The sequence below is a fragment of the Fulvivirga lutea genome (assembly GCF_017068455.1).
Classification (GTDB): domain Bacteria; phylum Bacteroidota; class Bacteroidia; order Cytophagales; family Cyclobacteriaceae; genus Fulvivirga; species Fulvivirga lutea.
In genome coordinates, this window is sequence record NZ_CP070608.1 from 2,516,757 (window position 1) to 2,538,136 (window position 21,380).

19 protein-coding genes are annotated in these 21,380 nt (G+C 37.7%); 4 read left to right on the forward strand and 15 right to left on the reverse strand.

The window, feature by feature from the left end:
• Positions 1 to 33: 33 nt before the first annotated feature.
• The 5 genes from JR347_RS11365 to JR347_RS11385 all read right to left on the reverse strand — a co-directional run bounded on the left by JR347_RS11365 (position 34) and on the right by JR347_RS11385 (position 8,331).
• Positions 34 to 2,301, reverse strand: coding sequence for an aconitate hydratase (locus JR347_RS11365; RefSeq protein WP_205720727.1), 2,268 nt, complete (start codon positions 2,299 to 2,301; stop codon positions 34 to 36).
• 147 nt (positions 2,302 to 2,448) lie between these two features.
• Complete coding sequence (folE, locus tag JR347_RS11370) at positions 2,449 to 3,138, reverse strand: GTP cyclohydrolase I FolE (protein ID WP_205720728.1); 690 nt, start codon at positions 3,136 to 3,138, stop codon at positions 2,449 to 2,451.
• The gene (locus JR347_RS11375) at positions 3,101 to 3,508 is read right to left on the reverse strand and encodes a 6-pyruvoyl trahydropterin synthase family protein (RefSeq protein WP_205720729.1); all 408 of its coding nucleotides are present in this window, start codon (positions 3,506 to 3,508) and stop codon (positions 3,101 to 3,103) included. Before JR347_RS11375 ends, folE begins: the two co-directional genes overlap by 38 nt.
• Before the next feature lie 88 nt (positions 3,509 to 3,596).
• Positions 3,597 to 4,499: a PorP/SprF family type IX secretion system membrane protein gene (locus tag JR347_RS11380; protein ID WP_205720730.1), complete on the reverse strand. Its 903-nt coding sequence runs from the start codon at positions 4,497 to 4,499 to the stop codon at positions 3,597 to 3,599.
• A gap of 1 nt (position 4,500) precedes the next feature.
• Positions 4,501 to 8,331, reverse strand: a complete 3,831-nt coding sequence (locus tag JR347_RS11385) for an FG-GAP-like repeat-containing protein (RefSeq protein ID WP_205720731.1) — start codon at positions 8,329 to 8,331, stop codon at positions 4,501 to 4,503.
• A gap of 170 nt (positions 8,332 to 8,501) precedes the next feature.
• On the opposite strand from JR347_RS11385, the gene JR347_RS11390 reads away from it, so the two are divergent.
• A complete protein-coding gene (locus JR347_RS11390) occupies positions 8,502 to 8,990 on the forward strand; it encodes a hypothetical protein (RefSeq protein ID WP_205720732.1) in 489 nt (162 codons plus the stop codon).
• Here JR347_RS11390 and JR347_RS11395 read toward each other — a convergent pair.
• Complete coding sequence (locus JR347_RS11395) at positions 8,983 to 10,167, reverse strand: cytochrome P450 (protein WP_205720733.1); 1,185 nt, start codon at positions 10,165 to 10,167, stop codon at positions 8,983 to 8,985. The genes JR347_RS11390 and JR347_RS11395 overlap by 8 nt on opposite strands.
• On the reverse strand, positions 10,164 to 10,409 hold the full coding sequence (locus JR347_RS11400) for an acyl carrier protein (RefSeq protein WP_205720734.1): 246 nt from the start codon (positions 10,407 to 10,409) through the stop codon (positions 10,164 to 10,166). Before JR347_RS11400 ends, JR347_RS11395 begins: the two co-directional genes overlap by 4 nt.
• Positions 10,410 to 10,481: 72 nt before the next feature.
• Here JR347_RS11400 and JR347_RS11405 point away from each other — a divergent pair, with 72 nt between their 5' ends.
• Genes JR347_RS11405 through JR347_RS11415 form a run of 3 tightly spaced genes read left to right on the forward strand, consistent with a single transcriptional unit; the run spans position 10,482 to position 14,108 of the window.
• Positions 10,482 to 11,162: a phosphoadenylyl-sulfate reductase gene (locus JR347_RS11405; protein ID WP_317192599.1), complete on the forward strand. Its 681-nt coding sequence runs from the start codon at positions 10,482 to 10,484 to the stop codon at positions 11,160 to 11,162.
• On the forward strand, positions 11,159 to 12,079 hold the full coding sequence (locus JR347_RS11410) for an NAD-dependent epimerase/dehydratase family protein (RefSeq protein ID WP_205720735.1): 921 nt from the start codon (positions 11,159 to 11,161) through the stop codon (positions 12,077 to 12,079). The genes JR347_RS11405 and JR347_RS11410 overlap by 4 nt, the downstream gene beginning before the upstream one ends.
• A 46-nt stretch (positions 12,080 to 12,125) precedes the next feature.
• Complete coding sequence (locus JR347_RS11415) at positions 12,126 to 14,108, forward strand: cation:proton antiporter domain-containing protein (protein WP_205720736.1); 1,983 nt, start codon at positions 12,126 to 12,128, stop codon at positions 14,106 to 14,108.
• Between the two features lie 14 nt (positions 14,109 to 14,122).
• Here JR347_RS11415 and JR347_RS11420 read toward each other — a convergent pair whose 3' ends face one another.
• From JR347_RS11420 to sufB, 8 genes are all read right to left on the reverse strand, one after another.
• Positions 14,123 to 15,058: an ion channel gene (locus JR347_RS11420; RefSeq protein ID WP_205720737.1), complete on the reverse strand. Its 936-nt coding sequence runs from the start codon at positions 15,056 to 15,058 to the stop codon at positions 14,123 to 14,125.
• Positions 15,059 to 15,289: 231 nt separating this feature from the next.
• Positions 15,290 to 15,706, reverse strand: a complete 417-nt coding sequence (locus JR347_RS11425; RefSeq protein WP_205720738.1) for a BrxA/BrxB family bacilliredoxin — start codon at positions 15,704 to 15,706, stop codon at positions 15,290 to 15,292.
• A 46-nt stretch (positions 15,707 to 15,752) separates the two neighbouring features.
• Positions 15,753 to 16,079, reverse strand: a complete 327-nt coding sequence (locus tag JR347_RS11430) for an SUF system Fe-S cluster assembly protein (RefSeq protein ID WP_205720739.1) — start codon at positions 16,077 to 16,079, stop codon at positions 15,753 to 15,755.
• Entirely contained in the window at positions 16,076 to 16,510 is a 435-nt protein-coding gene (locus JR347_RS11435) for a SufE family protein (RefSeq protein ID WP_205720740.1), read from the reverse strand. Before JR347_RS11435 ends, JR347_RS11430 begins: the two co-directional genes overlap by 4 nt.
• Positions 16,507 to 17,751 (reverse strand): aminotransferase class V-fold PLP-dependent enzyme, encoded by a 1,245-nt coding sequence (locus JR347_RS11440; RefSeq protein WP_205720741.1) that lies wholly within the window; start codon positions 17,749 to 17,751, stop codon positions 16,507 to 16,509. The genes JR347_RS11435 and JR347_RS11440 overlap by 4 nt, the downstream gene beginning before the upstream one ends.
• A gap of 1 nt (position 17,752) precedes the next feature.
• Complete coding sequence (gene sufD / locus JR347_RS11445) at positions 17,753 to 19,069, reverse strand: Fe-S cluster assembly protein SufD (protein WP_205720742.1); 1,317 nt, start codon at positions 19,067 to 19,069, stop codon at positions 17,753 to 17,755.
• Positions 19,070 to 19,076: 7 nt separating this feature from the next.
• Complete coding sequence (gene sufC, locus JR347_RS11450) at positions 19,077 to 19,835, reverse strand: Fe-S cluster assembly ATPase SufC (RefSeq protein WP_205720743.1); 759 nt, start codon at positions 19,833 to 19,835, stop codon at positions 19,077 to 19,079.
• A gap of 56 nt (positions 19,836 to 19,891) precedes the next feature.
• The gene (sufB, locus tag JR347_RS11455) at positions 19,892 to 21,337 is read right to left on the reverse strand and encodes a Fe-S cluster assembly protein SufB (RefSeq protein WP_205720744.1); all 1,446 of its coding nucleotides are present in this window, start codon (positions 21,335 to 21,337) and stop codon (positions 19,892 to 19,894) included.
• Positions 21,338 to 21,380: the final 43 nt, after the last annotated feature.

Here is a 21,380-nt window from a genome sequence, read left to right on the forward strand (position 1 = left end):
GGTTCCTTTAAGTTAAATCCACTTAGAAGTGCATTAATTCTTCTCCTTAGCTGCAATCAAGTTAAGCGCAGAACCTGCTCTGTACCAGCCTATTTGAGCTTCATTATAAGTATGATTTAGTTTAATTTCTTCAGACGAACCATCAGCATGATTGATTCTCATTGTTAGTGGTTTGTCTTCAGCAAACTTGTCAAGGTCTAAGAAATCAAACGTATCATCCTCCTGAATTTTGTCATAATCACTTTCATTAGCGAAAGTTAAACCTAACATACCTTGCTTCTTCAGGTTGGTTTCGTGGATTCTGGCAAATGATTTAACCAATATCACTTTTACACCTAAATGTCTTGGCTGCATTGCTGCATGCTCTCTTGACGATCCTTCACCGTAGTTATGATCTCCTACAACAATGGTAGGGATACCCTTGGCTTTGTAATCTCTTTGAGTAGAAGGAACTGGTCCGTATTCGCCAGTTAACTGGTTCTTAACCTTATCGGTAGCATCGTTGAAGTAATTAACTGCTCCTGTTAAAGTATTATCTGCAATATTATCTAGGTGCCCTCTGAACCTTAACCATGGACCAGCCATTGAAATATGATCAGTAGTACACTTACCTTTTGCTTTGATTAAAAGTTTCATGCCTGTGATGTTCTTACCATCCCATGGCTCGAAAGGAGTAAGTAATTGTAATCTTTTCGAGTCAGGTGCTACTTTTACTTCAACACTGCTTCCATCTTTGGCAGGTTCTTGATAGCCATTGTCTTCCACATCAAATCCTTTTTCCGGAAGTTCAAAGCCAGACGGTGGATCTAACTTCACTTGTTCACCATCTTCATTTGTTAGTGTATCAGTTAAAGGGTTGAAACCAAGATCCCCACTTATAGCAACTGCTGCCACCATTTCAGGTGATGTTACAAATGCATGTGTATTTGGATTACCATCCGCTCTTTTTGAGAAGTTTCTGTTAAAAGAGTGAATAATGGTATTTTTCTCTTTTTTATCTGCTCCGGCACGATCCCACTGACCAATGCATGGGCCGCAGGCGTTTGTGAATACTCTTGCTCCTAATTTGTCGAATACATCGAGTATACCGTCACGCTCAACAGTAAATCTTATTTGCTCAGAACCTGGGTTGATACCAAAATCTGATTTAGGTTTTAATTTCTTATCTACAGCTTGTTTTGCTATTGAAACGGCTCTTGTTAAATCTTCATACGAAGAGTTGGTGCATGATCCTATTAAACCCCATTCAACATGCATTGGCCAACCATTGGCTTCAGCTTCTTTTCTCATTTGTGAAACTGGAGTAGCTCTGTCCGGAGTAAATGGCCCGTTAATGTGTGGCTCTAATTCAGAAAGGTTAATTTCAATTACCTGATCAAAGTATTTTTCAGGATTAGCGTACACTTCATCATCACCAGTTAGGTGCTCTTTTATTTCATTAGCTAAATCAGCAACTTCTGCTCTTGCTGTGGCACGAAGGTATCTGTCCATAGATTCGTCATAACCGAAAGTAGAGGTAGTAGCGCCAATTTCAGCTCCCATATTACAGATGGTTCCTTTACCGGTACAAGACATTGATTTAGCACCTTCGCCAAAGTATTCTACTATCGCGCCAGTACCACCTTTTACCGTAAGAATACCTGCTACTTTAAGAATAACGTCCTTAGGAGCAGTCCAGCCACTAAGTTTACCTGTAAGTTTTACGCCAATAAGTTTCGGGAATTTCAGTTCCCATGGCATGCCGGCCATAACATCTACAGCATCTGCACCACCCACACCAATGGCAACCATACCTAATCCACCTGCATTTACAGTGTGTGAATCAGTTCCTATCATCATTCCACCAGGGAAGGCGTAGTTCTCTAAAACAACCTGGTGAATGATACCAGCACCCGGTTTCCAAAATCCAATGCCATATTTGTTAGAAACAGATTCAAGGAAGTTGAACACTTCACCACTTGCAGAAAGTGAATTTCTCAAATCTTCTACCGCACCTTTCTTAGCCATGATTAAGTGATCGCAGTGTACTGTAGAAGGTACTGCCACTTTCTTCTTACCAGCTTGCATAAACTGCAATAGTGCCATTTGTGCAGTTGCATCCTGCATGGCCACTCTGTCAGGAGCGAAGTCTACATACGATTTCCCCCTTTTAAAAGCCTCCAACTTCTGGTCGGAATGCAGGTGAGAATAAAGTATTTTTTCTGAAAGTGTAAGTGGCTTATTTACCACTTTACGGGCAGCCTCTATTTTTTCAGCCATATCAGCGTAAACTGCCTTAATCATGTCTAAATCAAATGCCATATTTTGTTAGTTACGGTTTCTAAAATTGATGGTTAAAGTTACGAATTATAGTTTACGCAAGAAAGTATGCATACCTACTAATTATATAATAAAAAAGTCACTTTAATTGATTTAAAGTGACTTTCATTAAATTCAATGAGCTTTGGGTCATTTGCTGTTGATATAATTTAAGAACTCATTCTTAATTTGAGCATCCTTAAATTTACCACCAAAAAAGGCTGTTCCGGTTTTACTGTTGGTGTCGCCAACTCCTCTGGAGGCCACGCACATATGGTTTGCATCCACAACTACACCTACATGTTCTGTTTTGAGCACTTTTTGTAATTCTTTAGCAATCTGAACTGTTAAACGCTCTTGCACTTGTGGCCTTTTGGCAAAGTATTGTACAATTCTATTGATTTTCGACAAACCGATCACTTCACCGCTTGAAATGTAGGCAACGTGTGCTTTACCATAGATAGGCACAAAATGATGCTCGCAGTGTGAATAGAAAGTGATATCCTTTTCAACAAGCATTTGATCATACTTGTATTTATTTTCAAATAATTTTGCCTTTGGCTTATTTTCAGGATTTAATCCACTAAAAACCTCTTTCACATACATTTTAGCCACCCTATGTGGCGTGCCACTCAATGAATCATCCGTTAAATCGAGCCCCAGAATATTCATTATCTCTGTAAAATGGCTCTCTATTTTTTTTATCTTTTCATCGTCTGAAAGGTCGAAAGCATCCTTGCGCATGGGCGTTTCTATAGAAGTGCCTACATGTGCATCGGCTATCTCGTCATCTTCGTTGTAATTACGCTGGATATTCAACAAAATTTCTTTCTGTTTCATAAAGTTTGATTTTTAAATCCAGGGCTTTGTCAATTTCCTTTCTAAGGATGTTGTAGATAACTACGGCAATATTCTCAGCAGTAGGATTTAGGTTTTTGAATTCTTCAGTATCTAGATTGAGATTTTTATGATCGAATTTTTTTAATACTTTCTCCTTTATCAGGTCGCTAAGTACTTTCATATCGTACACGTAGCCAGTCTTAGGATCTATTTCTCCAGTTAATTTAACTATTAGATCATAATTATGCCCATGATAATTAGGGTTATTGCATTTGCCAAAAACGCGGTTATTGGTTTTTTCATCCCATTCCGCATTATGAAGGCGATGTGCTGCATTAAAATGTTCTTTTCTAAAAACGCTTATTCTCATCTGTCCAAATTCAAACAGCACAAATATGATTAATGTTCAAACAAGAATCATATTAATATTGAATTTTAAGGAAGAGGGTTGAAATGGATTAAAAGTATCGTTCTTTAATAAAGTGGCCGTCTAATAATTCAAGGTCTATGGAAAGACCAATTTCGTGGGTATTAAACTGGGTTCCAACTGATTGATTCGTTGGCACTTCGAAGGTATAATTAAACCTAATGTTCTCCTTTAACAAGGCGCCTAAAATAATTCCGTACGTTTCAAAGTTTCTGGTGAGTATACCTGCTGAGTACCGATCAAGAAATAATAAGCTACTACTTAAATCCACAGAAGCCGGAACATCAGAAACTGCTTTAACGAGTGCACCAGTTTTAAGTGACAAGCTTGTGTTTAATAAAAATACATACCCAAGGCCTAGGTAGTAGTGCCTGGAAAAAATTTCTGATTCTACGTTACCAAACTCTTCTTTGCTATTTACCAACCTGGGCACCGATAAGCCAACAAAATAGTTAGAACCTTTTAAGATCGCGCCCGCTCCAAAGTTGGTTTTTGTAAAACTCTGGCTTCCTTCAAAAAGTGCATCTCCGGCATCTCGCACGGCCAATTCCCCATTATCGTCTCTATAACTATTTACTCCAAACTGCATACCGAATGAGAAGATGTTGTCGCCAAACTCAATTTTATAAGAGCCGGTCATATTAATTTGTGTATTGGTAGTTATACCCAATTCATCTCTAATGATTACCAAACCACCTCCCACTTTATTGTCCAAAAAAGAGGAATGTGCCGTTGCTGATAGTGTCGTAGGTGCTCCTTCCAATCCGTTCCATTGGCCTCTGTAACCTACGGAGGCTGTAAATACATCATTGATACCTGCATATGCTGGATTGAGCACAATTGGGTTGTTCAAGTATTGAGAATACAAAGGATCTTGCTGCGCTTGAGCTGAGCAGTAGATAATGGCGAATAATAGTGGTAGTAGCTTTTTCATATTATTTCTTTATCACTAAAAATCCTTCATAACTGCCTTGCGGGCTCTCTATTTTATAGAAATAGGTTCCTGCAGGGATATCGTTCAATTGTGTATTATCCGGAATACTTTCATAATTAGTTAATGTTTTAACTAAATCTCCCCAACGATTAAAAAGCTTAATCTCATTTGGAGTAGTAAGATTTACAATTTCCCACCAATCATTTAATCCGTCATTGTTTGGAGATACAGCATTATAAATAATTAGCTCACCACCAGGTTCGGCAGATTCAACATTGATGGTTAATGAATTTTCATCGGTATTACCATCAGGGTCTGTGGCTCTAAGTACTATGATATCTTCTCCCGAGAAATTCAGTCCAGAATAATCTACTCGTAAGTCGCAACCATCGATAGTTGTACTTGCCCCTGAAAGTATACTCACAACCGTAATCGTTAATTCCTCGAAGGAATTATCCGGGTCGGATATAATATTGCACAGATCAATGGTTATAACACTTCCTACCTGTGTGGTAGCCGGAGTGGTGTTTACAACAGGTGGCTGCGATGCTGCATTTGAAATGTTTATCGTTCGAGTGTAAGGAGAACTTGAATCTGTTCCGTCATTCACAACAAAGTTTACTGTACGGCTACCCGCTCCATTAGAAGTTTGAAATAATACACTTCTTAATGCTGTTTGATATTGGGCCAGTGTGGCAGAGCCTGATAAGTTGAGTGTGCCGGCATTTACGCTGCCAGTAATTCCACTTAGATCATTGAATTGCAGCACATCTCCAGCTATAAACCCATTTAGTGTAACTGAGGCACTGGCTATAGTTGTATTGTCTGAATCAAAAACTTCGATAAGTGGATCAATTGCTATTGCAGCAGCGTTTTGAGTATAACCTAACGGATTCAGACCATTTTCAGAAGCTAATGTTGGTGCGTCATTTACGGGAACCACAATAATGTTTCGCGTACCAATATTGCTTGGGTCCGTTCCATCATTTACTTCAAAAGAAATTGTTCTTGTGAGGTTGGATGGATTGTTCGAGACGTTTGAATAAAATACAGATCTTAAGGCCGTTTGGTAGTTGGCTACACTGCTCGTACCTGATAATGTTAAAACTCCTGTTGCATTGTTATAATTTCCACTAATTCCATTTTGATCCGAGAATTCTAAGAAATCTTCGGCAGGGGCGAAGTTGTTTGATATGCTTACTGTAGCACTTGTGAAATTAGTGTTATCTGAGTCTGAAACGGTAAGTCCACCATCAATGGCTACAATACCATCTCCCTCCGTATAAGTCAAATCTCCCGAAGTAGTTGAAAGTACAGGAGGATCATTTGGAGTAGGGATGACATTCACTGTGATTGAAACAACATCACCGCTTCCCGGGTTGGTGTTATCGAAATCAATTACTTCAAACCGTATTGTTCTAGGGGTTGCCGTTACTGTAGACCCAATATTTTCATAGGTAACACCAGATAGAACCATGGCAAGCTCACTATTTGTCGTAGTGGGGGGAACATTCACTGTGAGAATACCTGCGTTAGGACCTGAAGTCTCAAAAGCACCTGAAGTGCCAAATCCGGGATCGAAATCAAGCAAATCCTCACCTGAAATATAATTTTCAATTACAACTCTAGCTTTTCTAATAGGATCATTCGTGGCATCTGAAATAGACAAGCCACTCGCTAATTGCAAAGGAGAGTCGCCCTCATTATGAGTAATAGTTGTAGAAGCTGTTGTGCTTATTTGTGCCGGGATGTTTTGGTTTTCCAAAAATTCTATACGGCCATATCTTTCACCAATGAAAACATCCAAATCGCCATCGTTATCAAAATCCATAAATAATGGATCTGAATGGTTACCTAAGTCTATTCCACTAAAAGGATTACCTGTACTAACTCTTGTTAATCCGCCTAAACCATTGTTTTCGAATAATTCTAATGTGCCAGATAGACTAGCCGTAGAAAAATAGGTTGATCCTGAGACTACATCTAAATCCCCGTCATGATCAATGTCTACAAATTCAGGTTTAGGGGCAACGCTATAACCGGGATCTAACGGATTCGGTAAAAGTGTAAGGTCTGCTGTACCAAAACTAGGCGAGGTTGCTGTGCCATTATTATTAAAAAATCTAAAATTGGATGAAAAGTTATCTGTGCCTAATAAAATATCATAATCGCTATCGCCATCAAAATCGCCTATGGTGTGCCCAAACCTTATGTAGTTTTCAGTGATTGACAGTGGGCTGGTTTCGAGTGCGAAAGATGGGTCATCTCCAACAGTTACATCTCCAGGATCACCAGATAAATCAATATCAGAATTTCTATAAAATAGCACTCTACCAAAGCCTGGTCCGCCAGAATTATCGTAAGCGGATACAAACAAATCCATATCTCCATCACCGTCAATATCTGCAAATTCAGGAACTAAACGATTAACAAAATCTGTAATAATTGGTAAAGGATTGCTCGTTCCGGTCAATTCATCAATCGTTCCATCGCCATTATTTCTAAATAATGAAAGTTCACTTGGAGATGAATTATATTTATTTCCTATGATAATATCCAAATCCCCGTTATTATCAATATCACAGGCTGTGGGTGAAGGATCATAATCAAAATCTACCTGTCCGAAAGGGTTAGTAAAGTCGGTTACTTCTGTGAAATTTCCGGCACCATCGTTTTCAAAGTAGCTAAATCCAAATTGCGATCCTATAAGTGCTTCATCAACCCCATCATCATCCAAATCCATAAAAGTGATAGCACCGTCACCTGATGGAACAATGAAGCTATTAAATGGATTTGCAGCGCCAGTTACCTCAGTGAAGGCAATGTCATCACCTATATCTGTATCACCAGGGTCTGAAGAATCGATATCTGTATTTCTAAAGAAGCGAATTTGACTTGTAGTTGAACCTGTAAACAAGTCCATGTCACCATCTCCGTCTACGTCAAAAAACGTTGGTGTTATGTTTTGGTAACCAGAGGCTGTTTCGAAATAAGAAGGCAGTGAAGAGGGTAAAGTTTGACTACTGAAACCACCATCATTTTCAAAAAATAACAAGGAAGCGTAACCGCCATTAGGTCCACTATCTTGGCCCAAAAATACGTCTAAATCACCATCATCGTCAATATCTACAAAATTGGATTTAACGTCCTGATCTGTACCAGAAACTCCATTTATGGGGTTTGATGCACCAGTAATATTAGTGAATGAGGGGTTATTTCCAATGATTCCATCATTTTCAAAATCGTTGTTCAGATGGAAATAAACGCCTCCTGAGTACGCAGAGTTTTTGTCTGTAACGACTAGGTCTAAATCACCATCACTATCTATATCAATTAATTCAGGTGCAGCATAACCATTAGGTCCATCTATAGACTCAAGAGGGTGGGTGTTATCCCTAACAAATTTAGCACGAGTGGGAGTCCCTATATTACGGTAAAAGTAAAGGTCTCCTGAACTAATGCCATAGAGCAAATCCAGATCACCGTCATTATCAATGTCACCAAAAGTTGGTCTGAGAAAATTACCATTAAAATCGGGTCTAAAAAAAGGATTTTTTACATCATTTTGAACAAATGGACCCAGTTCCTGAGCTTTGACACCACCTGCTGCTATAATGAGTGAAAGAGAACCTGCTGCCGCTGCAAATTTTAGCTGAAACTTTAGTTGTATCAACCGATTATAAAGGCGTTTTAGCCGACTAATAATCTGATGCTTCTTTTTTGATGAGAACTTAAAAAACCTTCCATTTTGAACGTTTTTTAAATAGCGTTCTCTGAATTTTCGGTATTTAGCCAGCGAGGCGCTATATAATTGTTGGTTTTGGCGCTTCATTGTTTTTAGTTGGTTGGTTTGAAGTTACTAATATTTCACAGCAATTTAAAAATCATTACTATTAAATCTTCGTTAAGCTATATTCTCAAAGTATGCCTGAAGTAACCTAGATATTCTATAAACTTCGATGTATTTTAGGCATGTTAAGGAATGTTCACCAGCTACAATAAGTGAAAGATTTTAATAAAATAACTATTAACTGCAATTGGAAAACCACCAAATACAATGAACAAATTATTGATTTTTGGCAAAGGTTAAATGCGCTACCAGATGGTGTGAATCCATTTCACAGAGTTGAAGAAACTGTTTTTGTGGCCACTAATAGCGATGGTGAAGTAATAGGAGTGACTACTGCAGTTCCAAAACAAATTGCCCATTTAAACCAATTATGGTTTTTTAATTTCAGAACAATGATGCATCCTGAGTTTAGAATACCTGGACTTGTAGACTATCTTGCTTCTGAAACTATAAATTTATTAGAACAGGATTATTTACAAGGTAAATCTGAATGCGTAGGTGTAATCACACTAATTGAAGATCAAAGGGTTCAAAAAATTAAGAGAAAGGCGGTATACACGGCTACGGGGTTAACATTTGTTGGCTATACTAAAAATAAGGCTGAAATTAGATTAAAATACTTCAAGGGAGCTACTATTTAATAAGTACCGGTAGTAATTCTAACCTTCGAATAGCTAATTGTTTTCGCCAGGTAAATTTGTTGTTGCTCAAATGCAGTGTTGGGAAATTCTTAATAAGCATAGATAGAGCAATACCTGCTTGCTTTCTTGCGAGCCAATCTCCTAAACAAAAGTGATTACCGGTGCCAAAGGCCAGATGGCGAGGTTTGCGGGTAAGATCTAAAACTGTTGGATTCTTAAATTGATCAGGATCTCGATTTGCTGCCGCCAGGCATAAGGTAACTGTACTTCCCTTTGAAATTGTTGTTCCATTCAACTCAACATCACTTGAGGCAATTCTACCCAATAACTGCACAGGGCCATCAAATCTCAGAAGTTCATCAATGACATTTTCTACATCTTCGCCTTTCAATGTTTTCCATTGATTAGTTCTAATAAGGTTATAGACTGAGGTAGAGATAAAGCTTACAGTGGTTTCTTCACCAGCTACAAATAGAAAAATGCAAATGGATATCAACTGCTTTTCTGATAATGGTTTGTTTCTAGCTGAGTTTGCACTTGTTAACTTAGAAATAAGACCGCTTGCAGGAGGTTTATTAATTACTTTCTTGAAGTAATTAATAAACGCTCTTGCAGATTCCTCTATTTTCAAGAGGTCTTCAAATTTCAAGTAGAAATCTAATGCCTTAATCATTTTTTCGCCATGACCCTGTAGCTCTTTGTAGCTATCGCTTTCTATTCCCATTATTCTGGAAATCGTCATGGCTGGTAAGTGAGAAGCAAAGTCTTCAATTAAATCAAACTCACTTTTGTCTTTTATACTATCAATTAGCTCATTACAATTAGCTAGAATGATATTTTCAACCTCTCGTTCATTCCATACTTCAGAAATAAATTTCCTTATCTCCTGATGTTCGGGTGGGTTTATTAAGAGAATAAACTTATCGATGGCATCGGTGATTGAAGTTAGGTCTGTGTCTTTGGTTTTAAAATATTCAACACCACGTTCTATCCACTCTTTACCATTACCAACTTTGAAATTCTCTTTATCTTTTAATATGGCCTCTACCGATTTGTAATTTGTTACAATAATTTCTCCTGTTTGCGCTTTGTAGATTCCACCTGCATTTCGGATCTCTTCATACATTGGGTATGGATTATTAATATTGTCAGTATCCAGCGGCCTCCAGAGGTTCATTTTATTCTCAATTCTTGTTCTACTTTATCAGCAAACTTTTCAATAGTTGGGTAATCCCAAAAGTAGAGGGGAGTAAGTTCAATTTCATATTTCTTTTCAACAAGTTCCAGCAAATAGACAGCTGTAATTGAATCGATGCCGAGTTCAAAAAATGATTGAGTATCCTTAATCGCAGAACTCTTGATGCCGGTTTCATTTGCAATTACTTCTTTGATAAAGTCTTTTAAAGGAGTAGAAGTCATGAATGAGTAAATTAATTTTTACAATCCAGTAATTAACCAAATTATTTTCATCACCGAAGTGTTTAGATATCTTTGGCAACTTCAATCGAAGATATGACTTTCGAAGAAATAAAATCAAAAATTACCGAATACCAAGCAGATGGCAAGAAGTTGTTTACCACTTCTTCATTCCAATCGCACAGTATAGTATTGCTTCATATTTTAAGCAGAATCAATAAATCGATACCCGTTGTTTTTATTAACACTGGCTACCATTTCCCGGAAACGGTGGAGTTTAGGGATCAGGTGAAAGACGCTTTCGGGTTAACCAATGTGATAGATTTGAGGCCGGACGTTCCCAAATTTATGCAGCGTGACTCTGAAGGTAGGCTGTTGTTTACTTCGGATCCTGATCATTGCTGCTACTTAAATAAAACGCAACCCGTTGATGCTTTACTTCTTAGACATGATGTTTGGATTAATGGTGTCAGGGGCGATCAAAGTGCTGTGAGAAAAGCTATGAAGGTAGAGCAACCAGCTCCACATGATACCATCCGTTTTCATCCGATGTTGGATTGGAACGCCAAAATGATTTATCAATATCAGAAGGAATACGATCTGCCTAAGCATCCGTTAGAATCAAATGGCTTTTTAAGTATTGGTTGCGAACCATGTACTCGAAAGGTTGATCCTGAAATGATGGAGCGCGAAGCACGCTGGTATGGTATGAATAAAACAGAGTGTGGGTTACACACAGATTTAGTTAGCAAATGAAAATAGTAGTTACCGGTGGAGCCGGATATATTGGAACGGAGCTGGTGTATGCGCTGGCGCAGAATGCTGAAGTAAAAGAAGTCATTGTATACGATAACTTAAGCAGAGCTAATCACAACCTTTTTATTAATGGCAAAATGCCTAATTATGAGAAGGTAAAATTTGTGAAAGGTGAGTTGCTAGACTCCAGACAATTGAAGAAGGTTTTGGAAGGTGTGGAGATTGTATATCACTTAGCAGCAAAAGTTACTACTCCATTTGCCAATACCGACCCTCACTTTTATGAGCAGGTGAACCATTGGGGAACTGCGGAGCTAGTATATGCCTTAGAGTCCAGTGACGTTCAAAAACTTATTTATACAAGTAGTACAAGCGTATATGGTTCATCTAAAAAGGCTGTGGATGAATCAGTTTCACCGAACCCAAAAACATTCTACGGCATTTCTAAGATGAGAGGTGAGGAGCATGTAAGCAGGTTGGGCGATAAAATGAATACCATTATCCTACGATGTGGGAATGTGTATGGCTACAGTAAAAGTATGCGCTTCGATGCGGTAATTAATAAATTCGCTTTTGAGGCCAACTTCAATAAAAAGATTACGATACATGGCGATGGTAGGCAATACCGTTCATTCGTACATATTGATCAAATAAAAGCTGCACTTTCAAGACTTGTAACTACGGAGGTAAATACGGGTGTCTATAACCTTGTAACTCGAGATTTGTTGGTATTAGATATTGTAGATGAATTGAAGCAACAAATACCTGAACTTGAGTTCATTTTTGTTAATCAACACCTTAAATTGCGTGAATTGAAGGTGAAGGTGAATAATGAGTTTAATGATAAATTGGGAATAACAACGGACAAATCATTCGCTCAGGAGCTGGTAGAATTCAGAAATCATTTTAGTTTTTAATACCTTAAATTTACACTGTACGATTCTAACTAAACTTAGCTGACTCATGAGTATTCCTCTTCTGCCTGATATTGTAATTATACTTGGGTTGTCGGTTATTGTTATATTAATCTTTCAAAAGTTTAAGCTGCCCACCATTTTAGGGTTCCTAATTACAGGTATCATGGCTGGACCACATGGTTTAAGCTTGGTGAAGGCTTCTCACGAAGTGGAGGTATTATCTGAAATAGGCATTATCCTTCTGCTATTTATTATCGGATTAGAATTTTCATTGAAGAGTTTAGCGGCCATTAAGAAAGCTGTTTTTCTTGGAGGTGCGTTTCAGGTATTGCTTACTATTGTTGTTGCTGGTCTGATTGCCACTTATTTTGGCTATGGAATTAGTCAGGCGGTATTTATAGGCTTTCTATTTTCATTAAGTAGCACAGCCATTGTTTTAAATATTTTACAGAGCAGGGGTGTGATCAACAGTCCGAATGGTAAAATAACGCTGGCCATACTTATTTTTCAGGATATTATCGTAGTGCCAATGATGTTGCTTGCCCCTATAATGGCAGGTAAATCAGATGATGTTTGGTTAACGCTTTTGACACTTGTTCTTAAAACACTACTTGTTGTAGGGTTGGTGATTTTAGCCGCCAGATACATCTTTCCACGTTTACTTTTTGAAGTTGCCAAAACAAGAAGTAGAGAATTGTTTATTCTCACAATAGTAGTGTCCTGTTTTGCCGTGGCCTGGCTTACATCGAGCATTGGGCTCTCTCTGCCTTTAGGTGCTTTTATCGCAGGCCTCATTATTTCCGAATCAGATTATAGCCATCAGGCAACGAGTCAGATAATGCCTTTTAGAGAGATATTTACCAGCTTCTTTTTTGTATCCATAGGAATGCTATTGGATATTTCATTTTTCTTGCAGAATGCCGGGGTAATTATTGGCTTTACAGTAGCAGTATTCTTTATTAAAGGTACAATTGGTACAATGGCCGCATCTATATTAAAGTATCCACCAAGGGTAACTATTCTGGTAGGGCTAGCACTTTTTCAGGTAGGGGAGTTTGCCTTTATCTTATCAAAAGTAGGCATTGAAAATGGACTGATTGATGCTGTAACTAATCAGTATTTTCTTAGTATTTCAGTGCTTTCCATGGCATTAACACCTTTTGCATTCATGTTTTCTGATAGAATTGTGAAATCTTTTAGCAATACACAACTTTCAAAAGGTCTGGCAAAATTCAACTACTGGAATGAAAAGGTAGATGATCAGGAGAATATTAAATCATTAAAAGATCACCTGATAATTATTGGGTTTGGTGTTAATGGTAAAAATGTAGCCAAAGCAGCTAAGGCAACAGGTATACCTTACGTTATCATTGAAATGAATGCCGAAACTGTGCACAAAGAAAAGGCCAATGGCGAGCCTATATTATTTGGTGATGCCTCGAACCCTTTTATTTTGGAGCAAGTTAAAGTTTGGAGTGCCAGGGTTGCTGTTGTGGCTATATCTGATGGACCTATCACAAAGAAGGTGGTGAGCTCAATCAGAGATATCTGTCGTACTGTATTTATCATTGTTAGAACCAGGTATATTAACGAGATATCCAGTAATCTGAACTTAGGTGCCGATGAAGTGATTTCAGAGGAATTTGAAACGAGTATAGAGATTTTTACACGAGTCTTATATAAATATCTTATTCCTGATGATCAAATTACCAATCTTGTTCACCTTGTTAGGGGGGATAATTACAAAATGATTCGTCCTGAAGTTGAAATGGAAGCAGGCAGATTGAATATTCCTAACTTAAGAATTACAAGTGCAACAGTTTCTAAAGATGATAACAGCATTGTAGGGAAATCATTAAAGGAATCGGCTATCAGACAAAATTGGGGGGTTAACATCGTTGCCATCCAGCGCAATGGCAGTTTTATTGCTGAACTCGATGGCGATACAGTGATTAATCAGAATGACATTGTTTATATTGTAGGTACGCCCGAAGCAGTTACTGAGCTTAATAAGTTGCTAAAGGTTTAGCAAGTTGCTATTCATTAATTAAGTTCTAGTTTATCATACTCATCCATTTTATCGAAATCGAGCATGAAATCACCACTTTCTATGGTATCGTAAGCAGGAACAAACTTAGCACCCATTATAAGCTCATCACATTTGTATGAATAACGAGAGTGAACGGTTTGACTAAAGGTATCATCAAAGCCTTTAATTAGTGTGAGTACTTCCATATCTAACTTCCTTAAATCTTCTATTGATTTATTATAGAGCGGACTTTTTTCATCAATTGGATGCACGATAGTCCAGTTGAGAGGGAAGAATAGTATTTTGTCTCGTTCCAATTCCAGAGGTAAGAATTGTCTGGTAGTTTGGCCTTTCTTTTTATCAACCAAGACAATCATTACGGTTGCTTCCATATTAATCAACATACTTTTGCGCATGTTGGCAATCCTGAATTGCAAGCAATTGATGTTGTCTTTGTACGGTGCGATAAGAATATTCTTACTGTATTTTAATCGGGCAGAAGGCTTTGAGAACCGACCATATAGGATACCCGTTACTAAAGCGAAGCAAAGCCAGCCAGACACCGTTTCGAGAAGAACAATAATATGGGTATCGGTGCTGATTGGAGCCATGGCGCCATAACCAACCGTGGTAAAACTTTGGAAGCTAAAGAAGAAGGCGTTTAGGAAATCGGAACCAAAAGAACCGGGAACAATACTGCTAATACCATCAACGCCAGTAATTACATAGAGAAGAGCAAATAGTGCATTTACAGCAATTAAGAAGGCAAATATTACCACAAAAAATTGCGGCCAACTCATCTTTATTAGTTCCTGATAGGTATTTCGATAACTGGGTTTTAGTCCACTTTTTAATACATTAAATGAGCCATCTTTATTGATTACTCGCTTGGAATATTGTTTGTAATCAGTTCCCGTTCCCGGATCTTGTGTATTTTTCCGTTTGGCCATTTTATAAAGCTAATAAAAGGTGGTAAAATAATGGTGACTCTGGTGTTATTATAAAGGAAGTTATTCCCCTCCTTAGAGGGGCAAGGGGAGGGTAAAATGTGTTTGGAAAGATAGATCCATCCTTGTAAAAATAAGCCCACCCCCAACCCCTCCCGAGAGGGGAGTTTAAAGCATACCAATAAAAAAGCCTCTTAGATTCTAAGAGGCTCATAGTTTTAACTCAAATTCTTGTTAGCAGTACTCGTTGAATACTTCTAATAAGTGATTACCGATCATTTCAGCGTTTCTTCCTTCAATGTGGTGTCTTTCTACAAAGTGTACCAATTCGCCATCTTTAAACAAAGCGATGGACGGTGAAGAAGGAGGGTAAGGTAGTGTATACTCTCTTGCTTTGGCTACCGCATCCTGATCTACACCAGCAAATACTGTAGTTAAATGATCAGGCTTTTTGTTCGTCATCTCAACAGCCCATTTTACACCAGGTCTTGCTGCACCGGCTGCACAGCCACACACTGAGTTGATAACCATTAGTGTAGTTCCTTTATGATCAGTTAGATGATTATCTACATCTTGTGCTGTTTTTAATTCTTTAAACCCTACAGATGTCAAATCTGTTCTCATGGGTGCTACTAGTTCTTCTGGATACATATTTATTTAGTAGTTAGTATTAAGTAGTTAGTAATTAGTTAAGTTCTTACAAAAATCCGAGCTCTAGCTTGGCTGCTTCACTCATCATATCTTGAGAGTAGGGTGGATCAAATGTAATCTCCACATTCACATCATTTACTCCCTCAATTTTTTTAATATTTTCCTCTACTTCAGCAGGTATTGTTTCTGCTGCCGGACAGTTTGGAGAGGTAAGCGTCATTAAAATATAAACACTATTTACAGGGTGAATATTGATTTCATATATCAAGCCTAATTCATAGATGTCTACAGGTATTTCCGGGTCATAAACATTCTTTATGGCCTCTAAAACCTTGTCTCTCAATGTTGTTTCTGATTGTTGTACTTCGCTCATGCCTCTATTTTGCTTTTGAAAGCCAATGCGTATAATTTCATTTGTTTGATCATGGCACCAAAGCCATTAGAACGTTGCGTGCCAATAAAGCGTTCCATACCAATTCGTTGTGGGAAGAAGATTTCTGCATCCACAATTTCAGAAGCTTTTTGCCCTGAAAGTATTCTCACCAACAAGCTAACAAGCCCTTTTGTAATGGCCGTGTTACTGTCGGCTTTAAAAATTACTTTATCACCATCTAACTCAGCAGTTAGCCATACTTTGGATTGACAGCCTTTTACAATATTATCTTCAGTTCTATCAGTATCGTTAAATTCAGGTAACTTTTGGCCTAATTCCATCACATAGAAATTAGTCATTTCCATGTCTCCATCCAGAATGGCGAATTCGTCTATTATTTCTTCCTGTATCTCTTTAATCGATTGACTCATGGCTTTAAAAATTTAACGACTCTTTGAAGAGCTTCTGTCATTCGATCTATTTCTTCTTTCGTATTATAAACGGAGAAGGAAGCCCTCACAGTTCCTTCAATTCCAAAGTGATCCATTAAAGGCTGAGTACAATGATGGCCTGTTCTAACTGCAATTCCGCCCGCATCCAGCATTTGGCCAATATCGAATGGGTGTATTCCTTCTATCAGGAAAGAAAGAACACTTACTTTGTGATCTGAATCACCAACGATACGAAGCCCGGGGATTGTTAAAAATTTTTGTCTGGCATATTGCAATAACTCTTCTTCATGAACTGCAATACTCTCTTTGCCTGTTTCATCTATGAATTCAAGCGCTTTTTTGAAGGCTATAACATCAGCAATATTAGGCGTACCAGCTTCAAATTTGTACGGGACATCATTGTAAGTTGTCTTCTCAAAAGATACTTCTTTTATCATTTCTCCACCGCCCTGGTAAGGAGGCATTGCCTCTAAAAGTTCTCTTTTGCCATAAAGAGCTCCCGTGCCGGTTGGTCCATAACATTTGTGTGCTGAAATAGCATAAAAGTCACAATCCAAATCCTGAACATCAATGTTTAGATGAGCAGTTGCCTGAGCGCCATCAATTAATACTTTTGCTCCAACATTATGAGCCTCTTGTATAATCTCCTTAACTGGGTTGATTGTTCCCAAGCTATTAGACGCATGATTTACCGCAACAATCTTAGTCTTGTTAGATAGGAGCGATTTGTAATGGTCCATATCCAGCGTGCCATTATCTAAAACGTTGATAGCTTTAATTATAGCACCTCTTTCTTCAGCAATCAGCTGCCACGGCACAATGTTGGAATGATGTTCTAACCCACTGATCACAATTTCATCACCCTCGTTCAGAAACTTTCTACCAAAAGAAGAAGCAACCAGATTGATTCCTTCAGATGTTCCTTTCGTAAAGATTATTTCTTCAACTTCTTTGGCATTCAAAAAGCCTTTTAGATAGTGTCGTGTTTCCTCAAATGCCTTAGTTGCCTTTTCGGCCAAAGTATGAATGCCTCTATGTATATTGGCATTATATCCTTTGTAATAATCAGCCAAAGCATTAATTACCACTTTAGGTTTCTGATTAGTTGCAGCATTATCAAAGTAAATCAAAGGTTTACCATTCACTTCCTGATGAAGCACCGGAAATTCCTCTCTTATTTTACTGATATCTAAGGTCTTTATGCTGCTTGTTGAAGGCATATTAAAAGTCTTTATGTAATCTTTCTGAAATCAGATTTTCAAGGAAATTTTTAAGCGGATCAAGCTTTACTGTTTCTAATACCTCAATAGCAAATGCATAAAGTAGTAGAGCCCGTGAGCTATCTTTACTTAATCCACGTGAGCGCAAATAAAATAGTGCATCTTCGTCAAGCTGGCCTGTTGTACAGCCATGCGAACATTTAACATCGTCTGCCCAAATTTCCAGCTGAGGCTTTGTGTTCACCACAGCAGTATCAGATAACAATATATTTTTATTAGATTGAAAAGCATTGGTTTTCTGTGCTTCCTTACGCACAAACACTTTTCCATTAAATACTCCCTTAGCAGTATCTTCTAAAATGCCTTTATACAGCTCATTACTCTCACAATGCGGCTGAACGTGATCAACTGCTGTATGATTATCTACATGTGTTTTACCGTTAATAAGATAAAGCCCATACATATTTGTTTCGCAGCCTTCGCCATCAACAGTTACATTCAGATTATTTCTTATGATAGCCCCATTCAGCGTAAATGTATAGGCTGAAAATACGCTTGAACGAGATTGATGCACCTGCGTAGTGCCTACCTGATAAGCAGTTTCTTTATTATTTTGTACTCTATAATAGCCAATATGAGCGTTTTCATCTATCACAACTTCAGAAGCGATATTAGAAAAACTAGATTCATTACCTTCAGTTAGAAAAAACTCAAGAAAATTAGCTTGTGAACTTTTTCCGGCTATCACAAGATTTCTGGAGTTAGAATATACTGTAGACTCAGAAGAATCATTAATAAAATATAATGCTATTGGCTTTTCAACAACTATGTTATCAGAAACGTGAATTAAAGCACCATCTTCGGTAAGGGCAGTATTGAGAGCCAAAAATGCATCTCTGTTACTTTTAGCTGCTTTACCAAAGTACTTGTTCAATGATTCATCGTTCTCTTCAATGGCCTGTTGAATATTCTTTACCGTAACACCTTTAATATCTATTTTATCAGATAATTCCGATGAATAAACACCATTAATAAATACCAATTTGTGAACATCTAACCCCTCAATATCCAGTTTCTGAATTGCTTCTTTCTGAATTTTTGAATTGAACTGATGTGGAATTGAGTTAAACTCCTTTTCCAGTATTTTTGTAATGTTGGTGAATTTGTATTCCTCATTTTTTGGGGATGGTAAACCAATAGTATTCAGCAAATCCATCGCCTCTTTTCTGTTCTTATGAAAATCAGAAGAAGTGTTTAATGAATTAAAACGATTTACTATACCTTCCATTACTTTGCTTTTTTCTGCTAATTCTGCCATAAATAGATTAAGCTGTTGCGTTAGCTTCTTCCTTTATCCAATCGTAACCTTTCTCTTCTAATTCAAGTGCTAAATCTTTGTTGCCTGATTTAACGATTCTGCCATTGTACAATACATGTACAAAATCAGGAACGATGTAATCCAATAATCTTTGATAGTGAGTTACCACTATTGTAGCGTTATCTTTTGACTTTAATTTATTAACACCATTGGCAACTATTTTCAAGGCGTCAATATCAAGACCTGAATCAGTTTCATCAAGTATTGATAATTTTGGCTCTAACATCGCCATTTGGAAGATTTCATTTCTTTTCTTCTCACCACCGGAGAAACCTTCATTCAATGATCTGCTAAGAAGTGACTGATCAATCTCAACTAATTGCATTTTCTCCTTCATTATTTTAAGGAAGGAAACAGCATCTAAAGGCTCCAGACCTCTATACTCTCTCACTTGATTGAGCGCTGTTTTCATGAAGTTGGTTGTGCTTACACCTGGAATTTCTATTGGGTATTGAAATGCAAGAAATACGCCTTCTCTGGCTCTTTCTTCTGCAGCTAAATCCAAAAGATCTTTGCCATCGAAATCAATTTCACCTTTATCTACTTCATAATCTTCCCTTCCTGCAAGTACTGAAGCTAAAGTACTTTTACCCGAACCATTAGGTCCCATGATGGCGTGTACTTCACCTGCTTTTACTTCCAGATTAATTCCTTTTAAAATTTCTTTACCCTCAATTGAGGCGTGTAAGTTTTTTATTTTAAGCATACTAGTAATTAGTAGTTAGTATTTGATAATTAAAATATGTCTGAATTTGAGTTTGATTAACCAACAGAACCCTCAAGAGTAAGAGCCAACAGCTTTTGAGCTTCAACGGCAAACTCCATTGGTAATTGATTAAGAACCTCCTTACAATATCCATTAACAATGAGTGCTACGGCACTTTCTTCATCGATACCTCTTTGTGTACAATAGAATATCTGGTCTTCACCAATTTTTGAGGTTGTAGCCTCGTGCTCTACCTGAGCAGTGCTATTCTCAATATCTATGTATGGGAATGTATGTGCACCGCACTGGTTACCCATAAGCAAGGAATCGCATTGTGAGAAGTTTCGAGCACCTTCAGCACGTTTCATTACATGCACCTGACCTCTGTAACTGTTTTGTGAATGCCCTGCAGATACACCTTTAGAAACAATTCTTGACTTGGTATTTTTACCAATGTGAATCATTTTAGTGCCAGTATCTGCTTGTTGGTAATTGTTAGTTACTGCTACTGAATAAAATTCACCTTGAGAATTATCACCTTTTAGTATACAAGAAGGATATTTCCAGGTTACGGCAGAACCAGTTTCAACTTGTGTCCAGGAGATTTTTGAATTATCGCCAGCGCACAAACCTCTTTTTGTAACGAAGTTGTAAATACCACCTTTACCATTCTTATCACCTGGGAACCAGTTTTGAACGGTAGAATATTTTACTTCAGCATCTTTAGCAGCATATATTTCTACAACAGCTGCATGTAACTGATTTTCATCTCTTTGTGGAGCAGTACAACCTTCTAAATATGATACGTAAGAAGAATCTTCTGCGATAATGAGCGTTCTTTCAAACTGACCAGTATTTGCCGCATTAATTCTAAAGTACGTTGATAACTCCATTGGGCATCTTACTCCTTTTGGTATATAGCAAAATGATCCATCAGAAAATACAGCGGAATTCAGTGCTGCAAAGAAATTATCTCCCGCAGGCACTACAGATCCTAAATACTTTCTTACTAATTCAGGATGCTCTTTTACAGCTTCACTAAATGAACAGAAAATAACTCCCAATTCGGCAAGCTTATCTTTAAAGGTAGTTGCCACAGAAACGCTATCAATAACAGCATCCACAGCTACACCTGTTAATCTTTTTTGTTCCTCTAAAGAAATCCCCAATTTCTTGAAAGTTTCTCTCAATTCAGGATCAACTTCATCAAGGCTATTTAATTGCTTTTTCTTTTTAGGAGCCGAATAGTAAATGATATCCTGATAATCTACAGCAGGGTAGGTTACGTTAGGCCATTTCGGCTCTTTCATTTTTTGCCATTTGCTAAAGGCATTTAGTCGCCATTCAAGTAGCCACTCGGGCTCTTCTTTTTTGGCTGATATAAAACGTATAGTATCTTCTGTCAAACCTTTTGGGGCCTGATCAGATTCAATATCAATACTCCAACCGTGTTCGTACTCTTTGGAGGTAAATTCCTCTAAAATTTGATCGTCTTTACTCATCAGTTATTATTTAGACTAATTTCAAATTACATCGCAAATGTAC